This is a genomic window from Pseudomonas wadenswilerensis (assembly GCF_024749185.1).
Lineage (GTDB): Bacteria > Pseudomonadota > Gammaproteobacteria > Pseudomonadales > Pseudomonadaceae > Aquipseudomonas > Aquipseudomonas wadenswilerensis.
The window spans coordinates 1,188,571-1,209,999 of the sequence record NZ_CP087191.1 but is presented as its reverse complement, the minus strand read 5'-3'; the positions used below and the strand labels follow the sequence as shown (position 1 = coordinate 1,209,999).

Annotated in this window: 16 protein-coding genes; 3 read left to right on the top strand and 13 right to left on the bottom strand. The window is 62.2% G+C overall.

The genetic code is table 11. The annotated features are described in order from the left end of the window. Positions 1-33: 33 nt before the first annotated feature. The 3 genes from LOY45_RS05490 to LOY45_RS05480 all read right to left on the bottom strand — a co-directional run bounded on the left by LOY45_RS05490 (position 34) and on the right by LOY45_RS05480 (position 3,562). Positions 34-1,140 (bottom strand): NADH:flavin oxidoreductase/NADH oxidase, encoded by a 1,107-nt coding sequence (locus LOY45_RS05490; RefSeq protein ID WP_115088441.1) that lies wholly within the window; start codon positions 1,138-1,140, stop codon positions 34-36. 117 nt (positions 1,141-1,257) lie between these two features. Beyond that, on the bottom strand, positions 1,258-2,967 hold the full coding sequence (gene recJ / locus LOY45_RS05485) for a single-stranded-DNA-specific exonuclease RecJ (protein WP_134064051.1): 1,710 nt from the start codon (positions 2,965-2,967) through the stop codon (positions 1,258-1,260). 55 nt (positions 2,968-3,022) lie between these two features. Beyond that, a complete protein-coding gene (locus LOY45_RS05480) occupies positions 3,023-3,562 on the bottom strand; it encodes a YaeQ family protein (protein ID WP_038996805.1) in 540 nt (179 codons plus the stop codon). 130 nt (positions 3,563-3,692) lie between these two features. On the opposite strand from LOY45_RS05480, the gene LOY45_RS05475 reads away from it, so the two are divergent. Both LOY45_RS05475 and LOY45_RS05470 read left to right on the top strand, forming a co-directional pair. Then, positions 3,693-4,892, top strand: a complete 1,200-nt coding sequence (locus LOY45_RS05475) for a CaiB/BaiF CoA transferase family protein (protein ID WP_258578845.1) — start codon at positions 3,693-3,695, stop codon at positions 4,890-4,892. A 44-nt stretch (positions 4,893-4,936) separates the two neighbouring features. Continuing rightward, positions 4,937-5,824: a TIGR02285 family protein gene (locus LOY45_RS05470; protein ID WP_258578844.1), complete on the top strand. Its 888-nt coding sequence runs from the start codon at positions 4,937-4,939 to the stop codon at positions 5,822-5,824. A gap of 161 nt (positions 5,825-5,985) precedes the next feature. Here the strand turns inward: LOY45_RS05470 and LOY45_RS05465 are convergent, their stop codons facing one another. Then, positions 5,986-6,273 (bottom strand): DUF3509 domain-containing protein, encoded by a 288-nt coding sequence (locus LOY45_RS05465; protein WP_258578843.1) that lies wholly within the window; start codon positions 6,271-6,273, stop codon positions 5,986-5,988. 147 nt (positions 6,274-6,420) lie between these two features. Here LOY45_RS05465 and LOY45_RS05460 point away from each other — a divergent pair, with 147 nt between their 5' ends. Then, on the top strand, positions 6,421-7,083 hold the full coding sequence (locus LOY45_RS05460; protein ID WP_258578842.1) for a response regulator: 663 nt from the start codon (positions 6,421-6,423) through the stop codon (positions 7,081-7,083). Between the two features lie 7 nt (positions 7,084-7,090). Here the strand turns inward: LOY45_RS05460 and LOY45_RS05455 are convergent, their stop codons facing one another. From LOY45_RS05455 to LOY45_RS05415, 9 genes are all read right to left on the bottom strand, one after another. Then, positions 7,091-8,311 carry an EAL domain-containing response regulator gene (locus tag LOY45_RS05455; RefSeq protein WP_258578841.1) on the bottom strand — a complete coding sequence of 407 codons (1,221 nt, stop codon included), beginning with the start codon at positions 8,309-8,311 and terminating at the stop codon, positions 7,091-7,093. An 84-nt stretch (positions 8,312-8,395) separates the two neighbouring features. Then, complete coding sequence (locus LOY45_RS05450) at positions 8,396-11,992, bottom strand: transporter substrate-binding domain-containing protein (protein WP_420832710.1); 3,597 nt, start codon at positions 11,990-11,992, stop codon at positions 8,396-8,398. Between the two features lie 90 nt (positions 11,993-12,082). Beyond that, a complete protein-coding gene (thrC, locus tag LOY45_RS05445; RefSeq protein ID WP_233673325.1) occupies positions 12,083-13,492 on the bottom strand; it encodes a threonine synthase in 1,410 nt (469 codons plus the stop codon). A 105-nt stretch (positions 13,493-13,597) separates the two neighbouring features. Beyond that, positions 13,598-14,902, bottom strand: a complete 1,305-nt coding sequence (locus LOY45_RS05440) for a homoserine dehydrogenase (RefSeq protein ID WP_036994034.1) — start codon at positions 14,900-14,902, stop codon at positions 13,598-13,600. 79 nt (positions 14,903-14,981) lie between these two features. Continuing rightward, complete coding sequence (gene dsbC, locus LOY45_RS05435; protein ID WP_036994032.1) at positions 14,982-15,710, bottom strand: bifunctional protein-disulfide isomerase/oxidoreductase DsbC; 729 nt, start codon at positions 15,708-15,710, stop codon at positions 14,982-14,984. Positions 15,711-15,888: 178 nt separating this feature from the next. Next, a complete protein-coding gene (locus LOY45_RS05430) occupies positions 15,889-16,167 on the bottom strand; it encodes a hypothetical protein (RefSeq protein WP_258578840.1) in 279 nt (92 codons plus the stop codon). Between the two features lie 12 nt (positions 16,168-16,179). Then, a complete protein-coding gene (locus LOY45_RS05425; protein ID WP_258578839.1) occupies positions 16,180-16,647 on the bottom strand; it encodes a hypothetical protein in 468 nt (155 codons plus the stop codon). Positions 16,648-16,697: 50 nt separating this feature from the next. Further along, complete coding sequence (locus LOY45_RS05420; protein ID WP_258578838.1) at positions 16,698-17,000, bottom strand: hypothetical protein; 303 nt, start codon at positions 16,998-17,000, stop codon at positions 16,698-16,700. A 1-nt stretch (position 17,001) separates the two neighbouring features. Continuing rightward, positions 17,002-21,327 (bottom strand): RHS repeat-associated core domain-containing protein, encoded by a 4,326-nt coding sequence (locus LOY45_RS05415; RefSeq protein WP_258578837.1) that lies wholly within the window; start codon positions 21,325-21,327, stop codon positions 17,002-17,004. Between the last annotated feature and the right edge of the window lie 102 nt (positions 21,328-21,429).

The window sequence follows — 21,429 nt, the reverse complement described above, 5'->3', positions numbered from 1 at the left end:
CCCGCGATCGAGCGCGAAACGCTGGTAATTCAGTCAATCGCGCAAGTCTGACTCGTGTATCGGCTGGTCACGACTGGTAGCCCGTTGGTACTGCGCCGGCCACACTGCCTTGTTGCCCCCCAGGTCGTCGTCGGCGTGCAGCGGCCAGTACGGGTCGCGCAGTAGCTCACGGGCGAGGAAGATGATATCGGCCTGCGCCGTACGCAAGATGGTTTCAGCCTGCATCGGGTCGGTAATCATGCCGACCGTCCCGGTGGCGATCCCCGCCTCCTCCCGCACCTTGGCCGCAAACTGGGTTTGATAGCCCGGCCCTGTGGGGATCTCGGCTTTTACCGAGGTGCCGCCGGACGACACATCGATCAGGTCCACTCCCAACTTTCTCAAGCGCTTGGCCAACTCCACGGTCTCATCCGGATTCCAGCCATCTTCCACCCAATCGGTGGCCGACAGACGCACGAACACCGGCAGCTCAGCCGGCCAGACCTCACGCACCGCTTCGGTCACTTGCAGGGTCAGGCGGATACGGTTTTCGAAGCAGCTGCCGTACTGGTCACGGCGCTGGTTGCTCAAGGGCGAGAGGAACTGGTGCAGCAGGTAGCCATGGGCGGCATGCACTTCGGCCACCTTGAAGCCGGCCTCCAGGGCACGCCGGGCGGCAGCGACAAAGGCCTGGATGATGTCAGCGATCTGCGCTTCGGTCAGTTCGGCAGGTGCGGTGTGCTCCGGGTCGAAGGCAATCTTCGAGGGCCCCACCGGCACCCAGCCACCATCGTCCACCTTGACGCTGCCATGCTTGCCCAGCCAGGGCCGATGGGTGCTGGCCTTGCGCCCGGCATGGGCCAGCTGGATGCCTGGCACCGCGCCCTGGGCGGTGATGAAACGGGTGATGCGTTGCAGCGCCGGGATCTGCGCGTCGTCCCACAAGCCCAGGTCCTGCGCGGTAATGCGCCCATCGGCAGTCACGGCAGTGGCTTCGGTGAAAATCAGGCCGGCGCCACCCACCGCGCGGCTGCCCAGGTGCACCAGGTGCCAGTCATTGGCCAGGCCGTCGACACTGGAATACTGGCACATGGGTGACACGGCAATGCGGTTGGGCAGGATCAGCTGGCGCAGGGTGTACGGCTCAAGCAGCAGGCTCATGGGGCACCTCTCAAATCAAGTGGTAAGGCTCCAGATGGTTGACCGGCCGACTACAGAATCTTCCCCGCAGGTTCTTCGACCCATCATCCGAAGCCTAGACCACTTTGCCCCGTCAGTTCAGCGCGGCTCGATATGGGCGATCATCAGTTGCACGCTTTCCTGCCCGCGGAACTCGTTGACGTCGAGCTTGTAGGCCAACTCCACCCAGCGCACCGTCGGGTTGGGCCAGACCTCGCGGTCGATGCCAAAGGCGATGCCATCGAGCTTGAGCGAACCGCATTCGCTCTTGAGCACCACCTTCAGGTGCCGCTCACCGACGACGCGCTGCTCGACCAGCTGGAACACCCCGTGGAACAGCGGCTCGGGAAAGTGCTGGCCCCAGGGCCCGGCATGGCGCAGGGCGCGGGCCAGCTCCAGGTGAAATTCCTCGACCGCCAGGGTGCCGTCGGACAGCAGACGGCCGGTCAGGTCCTCTTCGTGCAACTGGCGCCGGGTTTCTTCGTCGAACGCCTGGGCAAAGGCCGGGAAGTTGTCGGCGGGCAGCGATAGGCCGGCAGCCATGGCGTGACCACCAAACTTGCTGATCAACTGCGGGTGACGCGCCGCCACGGCATCCAGTGCATCGCGAATATGGAAGCCCGGCACCGAACGCGCCGAGCCCTTGAGCATGCCCTCGCCAGCATCGGCAAAGGCGATGGTCGGGCGGTGATAACGCTCTTTCAGGCGCGAGGCGAGGATGCCGATCACGCCCTGGTGCCAGTCCGGCTCGAACAGGCACAGGCCGAACGGCATCGACTCCAGCGCCAGGTCCTTGAGCTGGGCCAGGGCTTCGCGCTGCATGCCCTGCTCGATGGACTTGCGGTCCTGGTTCAGTTCGTCGAGCTGGCCGGCGATTTCCCGTGCCAGGTTGGCATCGTCACTGAGCAGGCACTCGATGCCCAGGCTCATGTCGTCCAGGCGTCCGGCGGCATTGAGCCGAGGGCCGAGGATAAAGCCAAGGTCGGTGGAGGTGATGCGCGCATGATCGCGCCGGGCCACTTCAAGGATGGCCTTGAGCCCCGGCCGGGCCCGCCCGGCACGGATTCGTTCGAGGCCCTGATGGACCAGGATACGATTGTTGGCATCCAGCGGCACCACGTCAGCCACGCTGCCCAGGGCCACCAGATCGAGCAGCTCGCCGATGTTCGGTTGCGGCGCGTTGTCGTAATGACCGAGGCTGCGCAAACGCGCTCGCAAGGCCATCAGCACATAGAAGATCACCCCGACCCCGGCCAGCGCCTTGCTGGGAAACTCGCAGCCCGGCTGGTTGGGATTGACGATGGCGTCTGCCGCCGGCAATTCATGGCCCGGCAGGTGGTGATCGGTCACCAGTACTTTCAAGCCCGCAGCCTTGGCGGCTGCCACGCCTTCGACGCTGGAGATGCCGTTGTCGACGGTGATCAGCAACTGCGGCTGGCGTTGCAAGGCCACCTCGACGATCTCCGGGGTCAGGCCATAGCCGTACTCGAAGCGGTTGGGCACCAGGTAATCGACATGGGCGGCACCGAGCAGACGCAGGCCGAGTACACCGACGGTACTGGCCGTGGCGCCGTCAGCGTCGAAGTCGCCGACGATGAGGATGCGCTGGCGTTCTGCCAGTGCCGCCACCAGCAGGTCGACCGCCGCCTCGATGCCCTTGAGCTGCTGGTAAGGCAGCAAGCGCGCCAGGCTTTTATCCAGCTCGGCTGCCGACTGCACGCCGCGGGCGGCATACAGGCGGGTCAGCAACGGTGGCAGGTCGCCAAGGAATGGCAGCGTGGACGGCAACGGGCGGGGATCGATACGCATGGGGCGATTGGGGCTTCTCGTGAATCAGGAATGTTCGACCGGAACGGGCGCGCGATCAGCGCTCGCCCATCAGCCATTGAAGCTGGACTTCGTGCTGGCCGCGATCGTCGGTGACGAACACCGTGCCTTCGCTGATCATCACGTCCCACTTGATCGCCCGCGGCATGTCCTTGGCCAGGGTTTCCAGAACCTCCTGGGGCACGGCGGCGATGTTCAGGTTTTTCAGGTTCTTGACCGCTGGCACCACCTTGGTTTCCCACACGCGCAGGCTGCCATAGGCCAGCAGGCTGGTGCGCTCGGTGCGGCGCGAGCACCAGGTCAGGCGATCGGCATCCGGCTGGCCAACTTCGATCCAGTGCAGGATGCGGTCATCCAGGCTCTTTTCCCACACCGCTGCTTCGTCCACATCCGACAGACCGCGGCCAAAGGCCAGTTGCTCGTTGTACCACAGGGCGTAGGCCAGCAGGCGCACGGCCATGCGCTCCTCGGTTTCCGACGGGTGACGGGCGATGGTCTGCTTGACGCTTTCGTACACGCCGCGGTCAAGGTCGGTGAGGTTCAGTTCAAACTTGTAGGTGGTGGACGGCTGGGCCATGGACGGGCTTCTTGCGGCAAGGAAAGTCGCCCAGTCTAACCGATCCGCATGTTCCTTGCGCCGCGGCAGTATCTGGGCGCGCCCAGCTATGATAAAAACGGGGGCCCTGACCAGCTGCCACGGACGCCTCATGCCTACGCCCAGCAAACCCCTCGCCGGCCTCAAAGTCATCGAACTCGGCACCCTGATTGCCGGTCCGTTCGCTTCGCGCATCTGCGCCGAGTTTGGCGCCGAGGTGATCAAGGTCGAGTCGCCCGATGGCGGTGATCCGCTGCGCAAGTGGCGCAAGCTGTACGAAGGCACGTCACTTTGGTGGTTCGTCCAGGCCCGCAACAAGCAGTCGCTGACCCTCAACCTCAAGCACGCCGAAGGGCTGGATATCCTCAAGAAGCTGCTGGCCGAAGCCGACATCCTGATCGAGAACTTCCGCCCCGGGGTACTGGAAAAACTCGGCCTGGGCTGGGACGTGCTGCACGCCCTCAATCCGAAGCTGGTGATGGTGCGCCTGTCCGGCTTCGGCCAGACCGGGCCGATGAAAGACCAGCCGGGGTTCGGCGCCGTCGGCGAATCCATGGGCGGGCTGCGCTACATCACCGGTTTCGAGGACCGCCCGCCGGTGCGTACCGGCATCTCCATCGGTGACTCGATTGCAGCGTTGTGGGGCGTAATCGGCGCATTGATGGCCCTGCGTCATCGCGAGGTCAACGGCGGCCAGGGCCAGGTGGTGGACGTGGCCCTGTACGAAGCGATCTTCGCCATGATGGAAAGCATGGTGCCGGAGTTCGACGTGTTCGGTTTTATTCGCGAGCGTACCGGCAACATCATGCCCGGCATCACCCCCTCCTCCATTCACACCAGCGCCGATGGCAAGCATGTGCAGATTGGCGCCAATGGCGATGCGATCTTCAAGCGCTTCATGCAGGCCATCGGCCGCGATGACCTGGCCGACGATCCGGCCCTGGCCAGCAATGACGGCCGCGACCTGCGCCGCGATGAACTGTACGGGGTGATCGACCGCTGGGCCCGGACCCTGCCGCTGGATGCGCTGATGCAGGTGCTCAATGACGCCCAGGTACCGGCCAGCCGCATCTACAGCGCCGAGGACATGTTCAGCGATCCGCAGTTCCTTGCCCGCGAAATGTTCCTCCAGGCCAAACTGCCCGACGGCAAGCCGTTCAAGATGCCGGGTATCGTGCCCAAACTTTCGGACACGCCGGGCTCCAGCGAATGGGTTGGCCCGGAACTGGGCGCGCACACCGATCAGTTGCTGACCGGGTTGGGCTATGACGCGGCGGCGATTGCCCGGCTACGCGCGCAAGGAGCGGTCTGAACGGCACATTGCTTGAATTCCGTGGCAACGGTGGAGACCCGAACATGACCTATCACTGGCAAGCGAGCGTGCGTCGTGGATTGCCGTTGTTGTTGGGTCTGCTGCTGAGCTTTGGCCTGCCGGCCTCGGCCTGGGCCAAGGAGCGTTTGTTCTGGCTATTGCGTGATTTGCCGCCGCTGACCATTTTTGAAGGCACGGGCAAAGGCCAGGGGGTGATCGACCGGTTGCTGCCGCTGCTGATCGACCAGATGCCCGAATACGATCACAGCATTGTCCGGGTCAACCGCGCCCGGGGCATCCAGATGCTTCAGGAATCCACCTTCACCTGCGACCCCACATTGCTGTGGACGCCAGAACGAGCGCGCTACGTGCACTTCTCGATACCCAGCCTTGGGGTGTTGAGCAGTGGCCTGGTGGTGCGGCGCAAAGACCAGCGCCTGCTCGAACCCTATCTCCAGAACAATCAGGTCGACCTGCACGCGCTGCTCGGCAACACGTCGCTGAAGCTCGGAGTAGTCGCCCAGCGCAGCTACAGCGCAGCCGTTGATGAACTGCTCAAGACCCTGCCCGACACTACCCTCAGCCGTCATTACGGCAATGATGCGGTGACCAGCCTGTTGCAGATGCAGCAGCATGACCGCCTGCAACTGGTGCTTGGCTACTGGCCGGAGGTGCGCTACCTGTTACAGCAACAGGGCTGGCCGACGGATGACTATGCCTTCTACCCGATCCAGGGTGCCGAGCAGTACCAGTTGCTGCGGGTCGGCTGCTCCGACACGCCCCTCGGGCGCGAAGCCATCAGCCATATCAACAAGCTGTTGCTGCCCCTGCGCGACGACACCTTGCCCGACCTGTACGCCCAGTGGCTGGCCCCGGAAATGCGCGAGCAGTACCTGCACGACAGCCTGCGTCTGTTTGGCGAGCACCCTTGAGCCCTGATCCGCAGGCAAAAAGAAACCCCGAGCGGTGGGGAGGCCGCCCGGGGTTAAACAGAAGCCCATAGGGGCTTCGCACGACAGCTTCACGACATCGGAGCAAAATCCCGATCAGCTGTCCTTATAAGGTCTGATTGCCCCCACCGGCAAAGGTTCCATCACGCCCCGGCGCTGATCGAGCGGCCTTGCTGCAGGTGACGCTGGGCAGCGATCACACAGGGCTGCAGGCGACCTTCGACGATCAGCAGGTCGCGCTGCAGACCATCGACCAGGTCGACCAGCAGGCGCTGGTCCTGCAGCTGGCTGGGTTTGACGGTGCGCCGGAGGACGGTACGCGACGCCTCATCGGTCAGGCGCAGATCAAAATCACACCCCGCGCTCAAGCGCACCAGCCTGACCTGGTAAGGCGCCAATGCTTCGCCAAGCAGCAATCTGATACATTCCATCTCATTCATTGTTCATCTACCTGTCGAGAAGGGGTCTTTCACTGACCCTGAGGCAGCCGGAAAAGTTCTATCAGTGCGATTTCCTCGACCCAGCATGCCCGGCAAAAATGACAGATTGAAATCCAGCGGATTGATCGGAGCTTGCCTGTGACAGACCCTACCCCGGGTGAGCTGCGCATCATCCTTGCCGATGACCACCCGATCTTTCGCATTGGCCTGCGTGCCGTGCTGGAGCAGATTCCAGGCATTCGCGTGGTGGGCGAAGCTGGCGGTCCACTGGAGCTCACGACACTGTTGCAAGGCGTGGAATGCGACGTGCTGGTGACCGACTTCATGATGCCGCTAGAGCAGCAGAACGACGGCCTGAAGCTGCTGGAACAGTTGCGTCGGCACCACCCTCAATTGCCGATCCTGGTGGTGACCATGATCAACAACGCCGGGCTGTTTCGGGCGATGCTGGCCCTGGGGGTCAATGGCCTGCTGAGCAAAGCCAGCCTGGCCGACGAGTTGCCCCAGGCCATAGTTCGCCTGCAGCGCGGCAAGATCTACCTGGCCGACTCTGTGCAGCAGTTACTGTTGCAGGAGGGTGCCGTGCGCGAAGACCTGGCCCGTGACCAGGCGGCCTTGTCGCCACGGGAACTGGAAGTTGCCCGCCTGCTTGCAGCAGGCCATACAGTCGGTCGGATCGCCGCCCTGCTCAACCGTAGCAAACAGACAGTGAGCAGCCAGAAGGTCAGTGCCATGCGCAAGCTGGGCCTGGCCAATGACGCTGCGCTGTATCTCTACCTGCAGGAACATGGCCTGGGCTAACGGTAGTTCAAGCCCTGCGCCGCTGTCTGGATTCGTCCGACTCACGCTCCAGCATCCACTGGCAAAGGTCTTCCCCTGCCATCGGCCGGGCAATGAAATAGCCCTGCATCACCGGGCTGCCCAGGGCCTTGATCGCCATCAGGTCATCAACCGTCTCGACCCCTTCGACCACCACCTTCAGATCCATGCGTCGGGCCATGATCAGGGCACCGGCCACCACCGCCGCCTTGCGGCCATCGACGGCCATACCACGGACAAACTCGCTGGGCAGTTTCAATTCGCTGAACGGCAGCTCCAGCAGGCGCTGCAGGTTGGACACACCCATGCCGAAGTCATCGATCGACAGCTGGCAGCCAAGAATGCGCAGGTGCAGCAGCCCTTCGAGCTGGGTACTGTCGAGCTGGCAGCCATGGGTTTCGATGACTTCCAGGGTCAGGGCACTGGCCGGCACGTCATGGCGCTGGAGGGCAGCGATGACCTGCGCAGCGAAATCGTCGCGCACCAACATCTGCGGTGCGATGTTCACCGCCACCGGCAATGGCTGCCCCTTGTGCTCCCTGAAGCGGACGCTGAAGGCCAGGGCCTGGTCGAGCACATGCCAGCTCAGCGTCTCCAGCAAGCCGGCGCCCTCGACCAGCGGGAAGAACTGCCCGGGGCCGAGCAAGCCAAGGCTCGGATGCTGCCAGCGTACCAGCGCCTCGACGCCTGCCAGAGTGCCGTCGAAACCGACCTTGGGCTGATAGTGGACCACCCATTGCGCCTTGCTCTGCGCTACTTCATCCGCTGACAGGGCCAATAACTCGGCATGTACCGGTACCGCGACGGCCGGGGGCGTATCGCCGGGCTCATCCAGGTAGCGGCGCAACAACTTGTGCAGGGAAACGCTGCAGGCCGGCTTCTGCAGGCTGCCGAGGACCCTCAGGCCCAGTTGCCGGGCAAGGTCGGCAACGCTGTCGAGCACCCCACGCTCGGCACTGCTGAGGATGATCAGTGCCGCGGCAAGCCCGCTGTCGGCTAGGTGACGGATCAGTTCCAGGCCGTCCTGGCCGTCCATGTGCAGGTCGCAGATGGCGATATCGACCCGCCCACGCCGGGACAGGGTCTGCCGGGCCCCCTCGACCGACTCAGCCGTCAGCACATCGAAGACGCCATTGGCGTTGAGCATCTGATGCAAGGCCATCAGTTGGAAAGGATGATCCTCGAGAATCAGAACCTTCAGTGAGCGCATGAATATTTCCCCGCAGTAGCCGATCTGTACGACAGCACCCTGCAACTTTAGGAAAATCGGCCTAGGACGCCCATAGGACATGTCCTAAAGTTCAGGCGACATTTTCCACAGCTCTTGTTGAATGTCCTGCTGCAACTGGTCTATCGCAGCCTTCAGCGTTGTCCATGCCGATGTCGCCAATGCCGTGGAACGCCCTTGGCGGGCGCTTTCCAGCTGCGCACAAGCCTGCGCCAGGGGCAGCGCATCAATCAGGCAGGCAACGCCTTTGAGGCGATGCAACGCCACGCCGATGCGCTCCCAGTCCTGCGCCTCGACGGCAGATGCCAGCAAGGCTGACTCCTCGCACAGGTTTTTCAGCAACTCTTCCAGCATGCGTTGCAGCACGGCGGTATTGGCCTGGGTCATCTTCTGCAGGGTCTGCATCCTGAAGCTGTGCCGGGGAGCCAACTGCTCGATCACCGCGACCAGCTGGGCAAGTGCGACCGGCTTGACCAGGCATTCATCCATGCCGGCCTCAAGGCAGCGGGCGCGCTCTTCCTGCATGGCGTTGGCGGTGTAACCGACGATGGCGATGGCTGGGCTCTGGCTGCCGCGCTCCAGGCGGCGGATGCCGCGGGCCAGCGCATAACCGTTCATTACCGGCATGTTGCAGTCGCTGAGCACCAGGTCGAACTCGCCGCCCTGCCAGGCCTGCAGAGCGCTCTGACCGTTTTCCACGGCCACCACCTCATGGCCGAGAAACTCCAGTTGCTGGCTGAGCACCAGGCGACTGGCCGACAGGTCGTCGACCACCAGGATCCGTCGCGCCGGGCCGCTGGGCAACCTTGGCGCGGGGTCTTGCGGCGCAGGTTCGGCGGCCACGGCTTCGAGGGTAAGTTCGACACTGACTTCGGTGCCTTTGCCCAGCACGCTGCGCAAGGCAATGCTGCCGCCCATCAACTCGACCAACTGCCGGCAGATGCTCAGGCCCAGGCCCGAGCCACCATATTCGGCGCCGGCGCCTGCCTGAGCAAACGGCTGGAATAGCTCGCTTTGCTGTTGCGCGCTGATACCGATGCCGGTGTCGCGCACACACAGCCTGAGGCCAACGCCATGCAAGCTGTCGTGCCCACTGCGGCTAACCTGTAGTTCGACCAGGCCCAGGTGGGTGAACTTCAGGGCGTTGCCCAGCAGGTTGACCAGCACCTGACGCAAGCGCAGCGGGTCGAACCAGTACACCCCTTGCGCCTCGCTGGCCAGTTGCAGGCGCAGGTCCAGCCCCTGACCGAGGGCCTGGGCGTGGAACTGCTCGACAATGGCGTTGAGGAATGGCTTGAGCGCCCGCGCCTGCGGTTCCAGTTGCAGGCTGCCGGCCTCGATGCGGGCAAGATCGAGGCTGTCACCGATCAGGGCGATCAGCTCGCGGGCTGACTGATGAGCCGTTTCCAGGCCTTGCGAAGGTACCTGGCCATGCGCCAGGGTCGTCTCCCGCTCAAGTTCAAGCAGGCCGATGATGACGGCCATGGGGGTACGGATTTCATGGCTCATGGTCGCCAGGAATGCACTTTTGGCCTGGTTGGCCTGCTCGGCCTGCTGGCGGGCTTCAACCAGCGCTGCTTCCAGCTGCTTGCGCTCGGTAATGTCGATCCAGCCGCCCAGCAGGCCCTGCAGTTGGCCGTCGGCACTGTAGAACGGCACGGTCCACTGGTAGGCGTCGGTGCGCTGGCCCTGGAATTCGATGCGCCGGTCAACGAATACTGGCTTGGGGTCCTCGAGCAGGCTCAGGTAATCGGCGTGCAACTGTCTGGCCAGTGCCTCGGGAATGACTTCGATGTCCGTCAGGCGCCGGCCCTTGACGTCTTCCAGGCGCAACGAGAAGGCTTGCTCATAGCTTTTGTTGCAGGTGATCAATCGCCCTTCCAGATCACGTACGTAGATCGGATTGGGGATACCGTCGAGCAACGCGCGCTTGAAGGCCAACTGGTCGTTGAGGGCTTGCTCGGCCCTTTGCCGCTGACGGATCTGCACCCGCAGGCGGCTGCTCCAGACCAACGACACCAGCCCAAACAGCACCGCTGCAGCCACAGTCCAGTAGATCCACGGCGCAATCCGCTGCCAGGCCGGCGCTGGCGGCGCCAACGCGCCCAGCCACTTCATGCGTACGGCGCGCAACTCGGCGACCGGGAAGGCTTCCAGAGCCTTGTTCAGAATGCTTTCCAGCTCCGGAGCGCTGCGCCGCACCGAGAACCTGTCCGGTGCCCACTTGCCCTCAACCCCGCGCCCGACTTTGAGCACAGGGTCGTTGCCGATCACGCTGTAGGCACCGATTTCGCTGTCGATAGTCGCCAATGCTTCACCGCTGCGCACCTTTTCCCGGGCTTGCTCCAGCGAGTCCACCAACAGTAGGCGAACACCGGGGTGGTCCTGGCGAATGGTGCCTTCCAGTGCGTGCTGCGCCGGCAACGCCAAGGTCTGCCCGGACAGTTCATCCAGGGACGCCAGGCCCAATTGCGCCTGGCGAACGATGAACACCCAGCTTTGCCCGCCAATGGAATGGGTAAAGTCGAGAAACTCGCGGCGCTCCGGGGTTTCGCTCAAGGTGGTGCTCATGTCGGCCTGGCCGCTCCTGAGCATCTCCAGGCTCTGGGCTATCGATTCAGACGGCGCATAGACGAATTTCAGCCCGGTCATTTGCGCGACGGTCGCCAGTACATCGCTGTTAAGGCCAACCCAGGCGCCCTGACGATTGCGGAACAGATAGGGTGGGTACTGGCTGCCGACCACGGTGACCGCCGGGTGGCTGGCAATCCACTCACGTTCGGCCAGGGTCAACTCGACCCGGTGATGCGCCACGTCCGAGCCCAGCCCGGAGGTCCAGCGACCGAGAATCTCGCGCCGCACCGACTCATCGAGGCTGGCCAGGGCGTCGTTGAACATGTCCTGCAGCAGCCGATCCTCGGCGCGCACGGCAAAGGCGAAGCCGATCGGCGGCAAAGCGCTGGGGCCGACCACCTGCAAGCCCAGATACGGGCGCAAGGCATTGAAGGCGCGGATGATGATCTCGTTGCCGATAAACACATCCACCTCACCCTGGTTCAGCGCCTCCAGGGCACTGCTCAGGTTAGGCGCCAAAAGCACCTGACTGTCGGGGTAGACCCGATGCATGACCCGGGTGTCGGCGTAGCCATCGAGCAGCACCACTTTCATCCCGGCCAACGACGGTGGCGGCACTGGCGCGCCACCGCGCACCACGACCATCGAGCGATCGGGAATGTAGTCGTCGGAAAACGCCAGGCCCGCCACACTGCGCTCGAAGCCATTGGCGCTGGTCAGCACATCGATATCGCCATGGCGCAGCGCCTCGATGGCTTCCTCGCGTTTGGCGAAGGCCAGTACCTGGGTTTTCACCCCGAGGCGTTCAGACACCAGGCTCAGGTAGTCGGCGCTGATGCCCTGGTAGCGATTGCGGTCGATGGTGATGTCCACCGGCTCGTAATCGGCAAACGAGATGCCCACCCGCAACACCCGCGACGGCCCCAGCCACTGTTGCTGCGCGCGGCTCAAGGCCAGCGGCTCAAGCTCGGTGAACGGCGGCGCCAGGGTAAAGGACAGACTCTGCGCGGCCTGCACCATGTGCCCCATACCTAGCCCGAACAGGCAGACCAATACCAGCCCTGCTGCGCGACGACGTCCTGTGCTCATTGATACCCCTGATTCGTTGCTGCAAACCAATGCCAGTGTAGAAATAAAAAAGCCCGTCAGAGACGGGCTTTTCATGTGCCGATCAGTCGATCAGAGCGGCTTGCCGCGATTACCGTGCTGGCTGACGAAGGCCTGAACGGCTTTCAGGTCATTGGCCAGTACCGTGCATTTTTCTTCGCGGGCGAACAGGTCGCTCAGGTGCGCAGGCAATTCCAGGGCCTTGCCGACCCCGGCCTTCTCCACCGCTTCCGGGAACTTGACCGGGTGCGCGGTGCCCAGTACCACCATTGGCGTATCCAGGCTGCGGCGGCACTCGCGACCGGCCTTTACGCCGATCGCGGTGTGCGGGTCGAGCACTTCGCCAGTCTGGGCAAAGACTTCGGCGATGGTTTCGCAAGTCTGCGCGTCATCGACGGCCAGCGAATCGAACAGCTTGCGCGCTTCGGTCCAGCGGTCTTCTTCGACGCTGAAGCCGCCACCCTGCTTGAAGTTGTCCATCAGGCCGGCAATGGCCGCGCCGTTGCGCCCGTGCAGGTCGAACAGCAGGCGTTCGAAGTTCGACGAAACCATGATGTCCATGGACGGCGACAGGGTCGCGTGCAGGGTTTCCTTGACGTACTGGTTGCCGCTCATGAAGCGGTGCAGGATGTCATTGCGGTTGGTGGCGACGATCAGCTGGCTGATCGGCAGGCCCATGTTGCGCGCCAGGTAGCCGGCAAAGATGTCGCCGAAGTTGCCGGTCGGTACCGAGAACGCCACCGAACGCGCCGGGCCGCCCAACTGCAGGGCTGCGTGGAAGTAGTAAACGATCTGGGCCATGATCCGTGCCCAGTTGATCGAGTTCACCGCCACCAGGCGAGTGCCCTTGAGGAAGCCCTGGTCAGCAAAGCTGGCCTTGACCATTTCCTGGCAGTCGTCGAAGTTGCCTTCGATGGCGATGTTGTGGATGTTCTCGCCGAAGATGGTGGTCATCTGCCGGCGCTGAACTTCCGACACGCGCTGGTGCGGATGGAGGATGAAGATGTCGACGTTGTCGCAACGGCGGCAACCTTCGATGGCCGCAGAGCCGGTGTCACCGCTGGTGGCGCCGATGATCACCACGCGCTCGCCACGCTTGGCCAGCACATGGTCGAGCAGGCGGCCGAGCAGTTGCAGGGCGAAGTCCTTGAACGCCAGGGTCGGGCCGTGGAACAGTTCCAGCACCCATTCGTTGCTGTTCAGCTGACGCAGCGGCGCGACCGCGGCGTGGGCGAACTCGCCGTAGGTTTCTTCGAGAATCTTCTTGAAATCGGCATCGGCGATGCTGCCGGTGACGAACGGGCGCATCACCCGGAAGGCCAGTTCGTGGTACGGCAGGCCGGCCCAGGAAGCGATTTCTTCCTGGGTGAAACGCGGCAGGTTTTCTGGCACGTACAGGCCGCCGTCGCTGGCAAGGCCTGCCAGCAGCACGTCTTCAAAGTTCAGGGCCGGTGCCTGGCCGCGGGTACTGATGTAGCGCATTTTTGCAAACCTTCGGTTTGAGCTTCAAGCTTCAAGCTTCAAGCTGCAAGTCACCGCAGTCCCGCTGTGATCTTGCAGCTTGTAGCTTGCCGCTTGCCGCTGTTGTCAGTTGAGTTGTTCGACGCGGATACGCACCACGTTGCCGACCACATCCTGCAGGGCTTCCAGGGCGGTGATGGCATCATTCATGCGCTGTTCGACCACTCGATGAGTGAGCAGGATCATGGGCACCAGGCCGTCCTGTTCCTCGACTTCCTTCTGCATGATCGATTCGATGTTGATGCCGCGCTCGGAGAGGATGCTCGCCACCTGGGCCAGCACGCCCGGATGATCCTTGGCCTGGATGCGCAGGTAGTAGGCGCTTTCGCAAGCTTCGATCGGCAGGATCGGGTGGGCCGACAGCGAGTCTGGCTGGAAGGCCAGGTGCGGTACACGGTTCTCCGGGTCGGAGGTCATGGCGCGAACCACGTCGACCAGGTCAGCCACCACCGACGAAGCGGTCGGTTCCATGCCGGCGCCGGCGCCGTAGAACAAGGTGGAACCGGCAGCGTCACCGTTGACCATCACTGCGTTCATCACGCCATTGACGTTGGCGATCAGGCGATCGGCCGGGATCAGCGTCGGGTGCACGCGCAGTTCGATGCCGTTGGCAGTGCTGCGGGCCACGCCCAGGTGCTTGATGCGGTAGCCCAGCGCTTCGGCGTAGTTCACGTCAGCGGTGGTCAGCTGGGTGATGCCTTCGGTGTAGGCCTTGTCGAACTGCAGCGGGATACCAAAGGCGATGGACGCCAGGATGGTCAGCTTGTGCGCGGCATCGATGCCTTCGACGTCGAAGGTCGGATCGGCTTCGGCGTAACCCAGGGCCTGGGCTTCGGCCAGCACGTCGGGGAACGCACGGCCTTTTTCACGCATTTCGGTGAGGATGAAGTTGCCGGTGCCGTTGATGATCCCGGCCACCCAGTTGATACGGTTGGCCGAGAGACCTTCGCGGATCGCCTTGATCACCGGGATACCGCCGGCTACGGCCGCTTCGAAAGCGACGATGACGCCCTTCTCGCGAGCCTTGGCGAAAATCTCGTTGCCGTGCACGGCAATCAGCGCCTTGTTGGCGGTGACCACGTGCTTGCCGTTGTCGATGGCCTTGAGCACCAGTTCGCGGGCGATGGTGTAGCCGCCGATCAGCTCGATGACAATGTCGATTTCCGGGTTCGTTGCGACCTCGAACACATCAGCGGTAATGGGGGTACCGGTAATCTGGCAATTCGGGTTTGGCGAACGCATGGCAATCTGTGCCACTTCAATACCACGCCCGGCACGGCGGGCGATCTCCTCGGCGTTACGCTGAAGTACATTGAAGGTACCGCCACCGACGGTCCCCAACCCACAGATGCCTACTTTGACCGGTTTCACTGTGAACTCCCCATGAAACGACCGGCTGGCAGCCGATCGTGAAACTGCCGCCACCCCAAGGTGACGGCTTCAGATTGAATTACTTGGCCAGGGCCAGCTTGGCCACTTGCGGTGCCGGCTGGTAGCCCGGAATCACCTGGCCGTTTTCCAGGACGATGGCCGGCGTACCGTTGACGCCGATCGACTGGCCCAGGGCGAACTGCTTGCCGACCGGGTTGGCGCACTTGGCGGCCTTGATTTCCTTGCCGTCGATCATCTTGTCCAGCGCCGCCTTGCGGTCGCTCGAGCACCAGACCGCCTGCAACTGCTCGTCACCCGGCGAACCCAGGCCCTGACGCGGGAAGGCGACGTAGCGCACTTCGATACCGCGACGGTTGAGCTCAGGCACTTCGGCGTGCAGCTTGTGGCAGTACGGGCAGGTGGTGTCGGTAAACACCGTGATGTGCGACTTGGTTTCGCCCTTGGCAGGATAAACCACCATCTCGGCCGCTGGAATGGCATTGATGGTCTTGGCGATGGCCTGTCGTTCGGTCTTCTCGGTCAGGTTGACCGGCTTGCCGTCCTGGATCTGGAACAGGTAGCCCTGCATGACGAACTGGCCGTCGCCGCTGGCGTACAGCACGCGGCCGCCTTCGAGCTTGACTTCATACAGACCGTTGAGCGGGCTGGTGGCAACGCTGTCGACCGGCACGCCCAGTTCCAGGGACTGCAGGGTCTTGCGGATCGCCTGCTCGGCGTTGTCGGTGGCAGCGGCAAAAGTACTGACCAGCGCCAGGGCGGCGGCGGCGAAAATCTGGGTCACGCGCATGGGAACTCCTGAAGGCGGACAGGGGGCCGGATGCAGCACGCCCGTACTGAAAACGGGGTGTCATTGCGGCCCTCGGTGCAAACCGCCCAAGCCTACCACAGAAGCGGCGGTGGTCGGAGGCGTGCTCGATCGGGAGCGCAAGGCTGCGTGCGCCAGCGGTCAGCGTCTACCTCAGCTATCAATCACCGTCTGCCAGCAAGACCTCATCTGCATCACTGGAGACTTTCAGAAAATCAACAAAAGCAAACACATCGCGATCAATGTCCTGTAACAGCAGCGCAATCAACATCTTCTGCTGCCTGGGATAAATCCTGGATCGCCCATAAGGATCGATATAAAGCCCCGTCTTTTCACGCAATTCAATAAATGCGCCCTGCACACGCTTCACCTCAGCGTCACTCAGTTGAAGGTAGGGCTTGTCGCCTAGTACATCCGACAGATAGGAGATGTCTAGCATTTCAAAAATGCCTTAACCTTTACTTGAATCCACCGAAAAGCAGCTTTCGAGATCGCTGTCAAACGCATGGACAAACTTTAGTGAAAATGAACTCATCCAGTGGTTGATGAGCCTTACCGTGCTATGCCTATCCTGAGCTAACTGCTGCGTACTGAAGTAACTGTTTTTCGACTTGTTCTTGTACAAGGAAAAAGTGAGTTCATAGCTGACAAGCGATACGTCCCTGTCAGATGGACGACACCAGACATCAATGGTTGCTTTGATCTGACTGCGATCACCCGTAACGTATTCGCTGAACGCATAAAAAATATCGGAGTCGAAAAAATTCGCTCGAACCATCATTTGCTCAAGCGGGTTATCGATCCCATCAAGGATATTGGGATCAGCGTCAATGAAGCTATTCTTGACTACTGCCCAGCCAGCCGGCATCTGCAAAAAAGCCAACGGGTAATTTAAAGCCAGGCGTTGAACTATATTCATTTTTCAACCTTCGACAGCGGATACTCACCCAGCCGTTACAGCTGGAACAGCTAAACCACCTCAACCACTGCAACGTACCGTCTGCCTTCATACACTTTCAAAGAACACCCTTTTCTTAGTAAAGAGGATGGCGCGTTCTCCACCAGAAAATAGGCTTTACCAAGACCGGTTCTGCTACCGACATCTTCTGTATTGCTTTCTATTTCCAACACTAGACTCCAGTTCGTCTCTATCCCTGATTCATTTCGAAGCAGGTCGGTCGTAACATAGAAAGGTGTTTTGTGAGGCAGCACGGCTTTCCCGCCTAATTGCTCATCGACCCAACGCACTCTGACATCAACAATTTTTTTCATTTTATTTTCCTCCACAAGCTATCCGGCGAGTCCATTTCGGTTTGACTTTAGCTTTATTGAGATCACTGATCTCTATGTACCTAGCTTTACCAATTGCATCTAGGTTTGCACTAGAGAATGCCGCGTTAGCAATTTTGTCAGGTACTTTTACCTGAACAATCCGGAAATCACCGCCATGCCCCATCGTTTTCCCCCACGTCACAGCGTCTTTATAGGACTCAGCGAACCACTTTCCTTCCATGGTTCCGTGAGATGACCATGTTCCGGTTTTCATTAGGCTGGAATATTCATCAAGGCTCATGGACCTGTACAGGGTCGTTTCCAATCCTAGCGGGTCGATCCACCGTACTGGATTCTGAGCGTATTGATAGAGATTGGAGCCTCCCAACAAGCCAATCGGGTCGGGTTGGGTGAACCGCCCGATATCCGGGTCATAAAACCGAAACGTGTTGTAGTGCAGGCCCGTCTCACGGTCCAGGTACTGGCCCTGGAATCTGAGGTTCTGTTCCTCGATGAAATGCGCCTCACGCACTTCCTGCAGGGTATTGCCCCAGACCTGATACCGCGCCTGCCAGACTGCTTCGCCACTGTCATCCGTCAGCTGTTCGGGCAGGCCATTGAGATCGTTATGGTAGTAGCGCACCTGTTGGTGCAGCCCCGTGCCGTCAACCCGCGCCAATGGCTCGTGACTGCCTTCAACATACAGGTACAGGCTGGTCTGGCTGTATCGATGCTCCTGTAGCAAGCGCAGGCCATCCCAGGCGAAGCGGGTCTGGTCGAGCAGATTGCCCTGATCGTCGTATTCGCTTTTCTCGACACGCCGCCCCAGCGGGTCGTAGCGCATGTTCAGTACCCGTTCGCGCCCACCATGCTGGCTGCGCACCTGGATCAGGCGGTGCTCGGCGTCGTAGCTGAAGTGCTGGATGCCACGCCGGCTGCTGCGTTTCTCGATCAGGCGGCCGAAGCCGTCGTAGCGATAGCGTTTGTCCTGGTAGGTGAGCACGCGGTTATGGCGCACCAGGCCGATGCCGGCTTGCGGCCCATCGAGCAGGTTGGCGGCGGCGTCGTAGGCGAAGGCTTCACTTTGGCCCTGGCCGGCGTCCTGGCTGGCCATGATCCGCCCGCTGGCATCGTAATGCAGTAATTGCTGGTGCTGGCTACCGGGCTGCTGGTTGAAGCGGCTGATCAGGTTGTCTGCGGGATCGAAGTCGAAACGTTGCTGCACCGCAGCCGGCAGTTGCGGCGGCTGGTGGTTGGGGCGGCGCAGCCGTGAACGCAAACGACCGCTGCGGTCGTACTCGCTGCGGGTACTGATACGCCCCTGGGTGCGCAGCACTTCGCGGTGCAGGCGGTCGCGCTCGAAGTCGCTGATCACCTTGCCGTCGAGATTTAGCTGATGCAGGTGACCGCTGCCGTAATACAGCCGGTTGAGCCAGCGACCATCAGGCAGCTGGCTCTGGATCAGGTTGCCGAGTTCGTCGTAGTGATGCTTCAGCACACCATTGGCACTGTGTTCTTCGACAAGTTGGCCGAAAGCATCATAAGCGAAGGCCAGTTGTTCGCTGTTGCCCATGTTGTCGGTAAAGCTCACCGCCGTCAGTTGATCGAGAGGGTCATAAGCATACGAAGCAAGACCATCATCGGTATGCCTTGCGATCAACCGCCCCGCCGCATCCCGCTCCAGCTTGTGGGTGATTGGTTGCTGATGACTGCCATCCGGCGCCGGGATGAATTGCACCTGGCGGATGTCATCGAGGGCGTCATAGCAAAGGCGCTTGGCACTGCCATCCAGATTCTGCTGCAGCGTCAGGCGATCCCCCAGGTCCCAGGCAAACCGGTAGCTTTCACCATTTTCATTGGTCAGGGCCTGAAGACGACCGTAGGCATCGTAGGCAAGCTGTACGTTGCGGCCATGGGCATCGATTCGCTCGCATACCTGACCACGACGGTCATGGCGGTAATGAGTGGGATGCCCGGCCAGGTCGATGTAACGATCCAGCAGGCCGCGCGCATTGTGCAGGTAATGTTCACTGCGGCCGTCGGGCAGCACCCTTTTGAGCAGCCTTCCCTTATGGTCGTACGAATACTCCATGCGTTCGCCGAGGGCATCGGTGACAGCCTGCAGATGCCCGCGCCGGTCATAGCTGAAGCGGGTCGGATACCCTGAGCAATCGACCTGCTCAATCAGCAGGCCCAATTCGTTCCAGCGCAGGTGCTTGTGCTTGCCCGCCGCATCGATGATCTCCACCACCTGGCCGCGTTCGTCATGGCGGTAGCGGGTGGTGTGGCCTAGCGGGTCGGTTTCGCTGCTGCAGTTGCCGCGCTGGTCGTAGCGATAGCTCCAGCGCTTGCCGGCCTTGTCGGTCTGTACCCGGGGCAGCGACCAGTGTTCCAGCCACTGGGTCGCCTCGCTGCGACCCAGTGGGTCGATGCTTTCGCAGAGGTTGCCGGATTCATCGTACAGATACTGCCATTGCCCGCCCTGCGGGTCGGTGGCGGCCAGCAGCTGGCGTTCGTCGTTCCACTCGAAATGCCAGGTGTGGCCGAGGGCGTCGGTGTACTGGGTGATCTGGTACTGCGGGTTCCAGTGGCGGCTGCTGACCCGCTGCAGGCCGTCGGTGACCCGGGTGATGCCGGCTTCGAGGTCGTAGTCGAAGCGGTATTCGTCGCCGTCGTCGGTCCAGTGTCGGGTCACGCGCCAGTCGTCTGCAGCACGAGTCCATTCGTAGAAGCAGCGCAGGCCGCTGGGCAACTGGTGCTCGACCATGCGCCGGCCCTGGTCATAGGCGAAGCGTCGTTGCACCTGGCCGCTGGCGTCGCGCACTTCCGCCAGGTCGCCGTTGCCGTCGTAGGCATAGCTGACCAGCAGTTCGCTCGACTCGTCGCGGTACCATCGCTCGATATGGCTGACCCGTGCCGGCCACTGGGCGCTGTAAACCAGCTGCACCTGGACCTCATCGAAAGTGTCACGCAAGCGTAGTAATCGTCCGCTGGTGTCGTAGTCCAGGTAGATGCGGTTGTCGTTGCGGTCACCCAGTTGCGCCAGGCGCAGGCGTTGCGGGTTACCCGGGGTTGGCTGGAACAGGCGATAGAGGCCGTCGACGCTTTCGATCAGCAACTCGCCATTGTGCGCGTGCCGCACGCTGAGGCCTTCGCCGGCGCTGAACACGGCATCACCACGAGGGATATGGCCCATGTCGACGACCCGTGCCTGTTCGTCGGTGAACAGCAGGCGCTCGCCGCCTTCAGGGTGCGCTTCGATGGCGACGAAGACTTCGTAGTCGACGCTCCAGCCAGCGCCAAACAGGCCGTCGCGGCGTTCATCCCGGCTGTTGTAGTAGCGCTGCCAGTCCAGCGGGATCAGTCCGGGCAGGCTGAAATCGAGTTCGGCTTCGCCGCTCAACAGCTTGGCGCCTGTGGGGCTGTGGACCGGGTTGGGTGAGCCGGCGATGGCGCTGGTGATCGCGCCGGTCACCTGGCTGGTGACGGCGCTGCTGATGCCGCCAATCGCCATGCAGCCGAACTTGCTGTAGAACTTGCCGCCGCGCCCGCGCAGCATCATCAAGGCGGTAATCGCCAGGCCGATGCCCGGGGTCTTGCCGCTGCGAATCTCACGGACCACGATCGAGCCGCCGCCGATGCGCACGTTATCGGAGATCAGCCCGGCGTCGACGATCACCGCCTCGCAGGTGCTGCGATCGCCGCTGCGACAGGCCGGGTGGCCGTTGATGGTGACCTTGCTCGAGCCTTCGGCCAGGTACTGCGGCGGCATCGGCGGGTGCTTGCTGCAGAGGATCTTGTCGTCGTCGGCAGGCTCGGTGTTCGGCGCCGGGCTGGCGACCGTAGGCCGCCACATCTGCGAAAAAAAGCCCTTGGCCATGTCGAGGAAGCTTTCTTCCTCCTCCTCGGCCGGCGGCTGAGCCGCGTCGCTGCCGGCGGGCGCAGCGGCGGCAACGATGACGCCTGCAGCGCGTGCGGCCGGTTTGCCATTGGTGTGGGTATTCTTCGAGCCGGTGAGGATGTTGGCCTGCACCGAGGGCGGGAACAAAAAGTTGCCGATGCCCTCGCATAAACTGCTTAAGCCCTTGTCGGCCCCGGTCTTGCTCATGGCCACGCCGACCACAATGCCCACCACTGCACCCAGCACGAAGCAGCCCAGGCCGCCGGTAGCCACGGTAAGGCCCAGCGCCGCGGTCACCGCCGCGGTGGCCAGCACGCCGATGGCGACGTTGGCGGCCACCTCCAGCACGCCGCTGACGATGTCGGCCATCATCGAGGTGTGCATCAGCGCATCGCCCTGGCGGGCGGCCCACAGGGCGTCAGACATTACTGACCGGCAACGGCACGGCTGCAGGGCACTTGAACCTGGTCATGCTTGATTTCCATATCGAGCGTTTGAGGTGTCGGAATCTGCTGGATGATCGCCCGA

What these genes read in the sequence shown, in the direction of transcription:
- LOY45_RS05420 (WP_258578838.1), bottom strand. Translation starts at nt 17,000, where the DNA reads ATGAAAAAAATTGTTGATGTCAGAGTGCGTTGGGTCGATGAGCAATTA.
- LOY45_RS05430 (WP_258578840.1), bottom strand. Translation starts at nt 16,167, where the DNA reads ATGCTAGACATCTCCTATCTGTCGGATGTACTAGGCGACAAGCCCTAC.
- LOY45_RS05490 (WP_115088441.1), bottom strand. Translation starts at nt 1,140, where the DNA reads ATGAGCCTGCTGCTTGAGCCGTACACCCTGCGCCAGCTGATCCTGCCC.
- LOY45_RS05415 (WP_258578837.1), bottom strand. Translation starts at nt 21,327, where the DNA reads ATGTCTGACGCCCTGTGGGCCGCCCGCCAGGGCGATGCGCTGATGCAC.
- LOY45_RS05450 (WP_420832710.1), bottom strand. Translation starts at nt 11,992, where the DNA reads ATGAGCACAGGACGTCGTCGCGCAGCAGGGCTGGTATTGGTCTGCCTG.
- recJ (WP_134064051.1), bottom strand. Translation starts at nt 2,967, where the DNA reads ATGCGTATCGATCCCCGCCCGTTGCCGTCCACGCTGCCATTCCTTGGC.
- LOY45_RS05480 (WP_038996805.1), bottom strand. Translation starts at nt 3,562, where the DNA reads ATGGCCCAGCCGTCCACCACCTACAAGTTTGAACTGAACCTCACCGAC.
- LOY45_RS05470 (WP_258578844.1), top strand. Translation starts at nt 4,937, where the DNA reads ATGACCTATCACTGGCAAGCGAGCGTGCGTCGTGGATTGCCGTTGTTG.
- dsbC (WP_036994032.1), bottom strand. Translation starts at nt 15,710, where the DNA reads ATGCGCGTGACCCAGATTTTCGCCGCCGCCGCCCTGGCGCTGGTCAGT.
- LOY45_RS05465 (WP_258578843.1), bottom strand. Translation starts at nt 6,273, where the DNA reads ATGGAATGTATCAGATTGCTGCTTGGCGAAGCATTGGCGCCTTACCAG.
- LOY45_RS05475 (WP_258578845.1), top strand. Translation starts at nt 3,693, where the DNA reads ATGCCTACGCCCAGCAAACCCCTCGCCGGCCTCAAAGTCATCGAACTC.
- LOY45_RS05425 (WP_258578839.1), bottom strand. Translation starts at nt 16,647, where the DNA reads ATGAATATAGTTCAACGCCTGGCTTTAAATTACCCGTTGGCTTTTTTG.
- thrC (WP_233673325.1), bottom strand. Translation starts at nt 13,492, where the DNA reads ATGCGCTACATCAGTACCCGCGGCCAGGCACCGGCCCTGAACTTTGAA.
- LOY45_RS05455 (WP_258578841.1), bottom strand. Translation starts at nt 8,311, where the DNA reads ATGCGCTCACTGAAGGTTCTGATTCTCGAGGATCATCCTTTCCAACTG.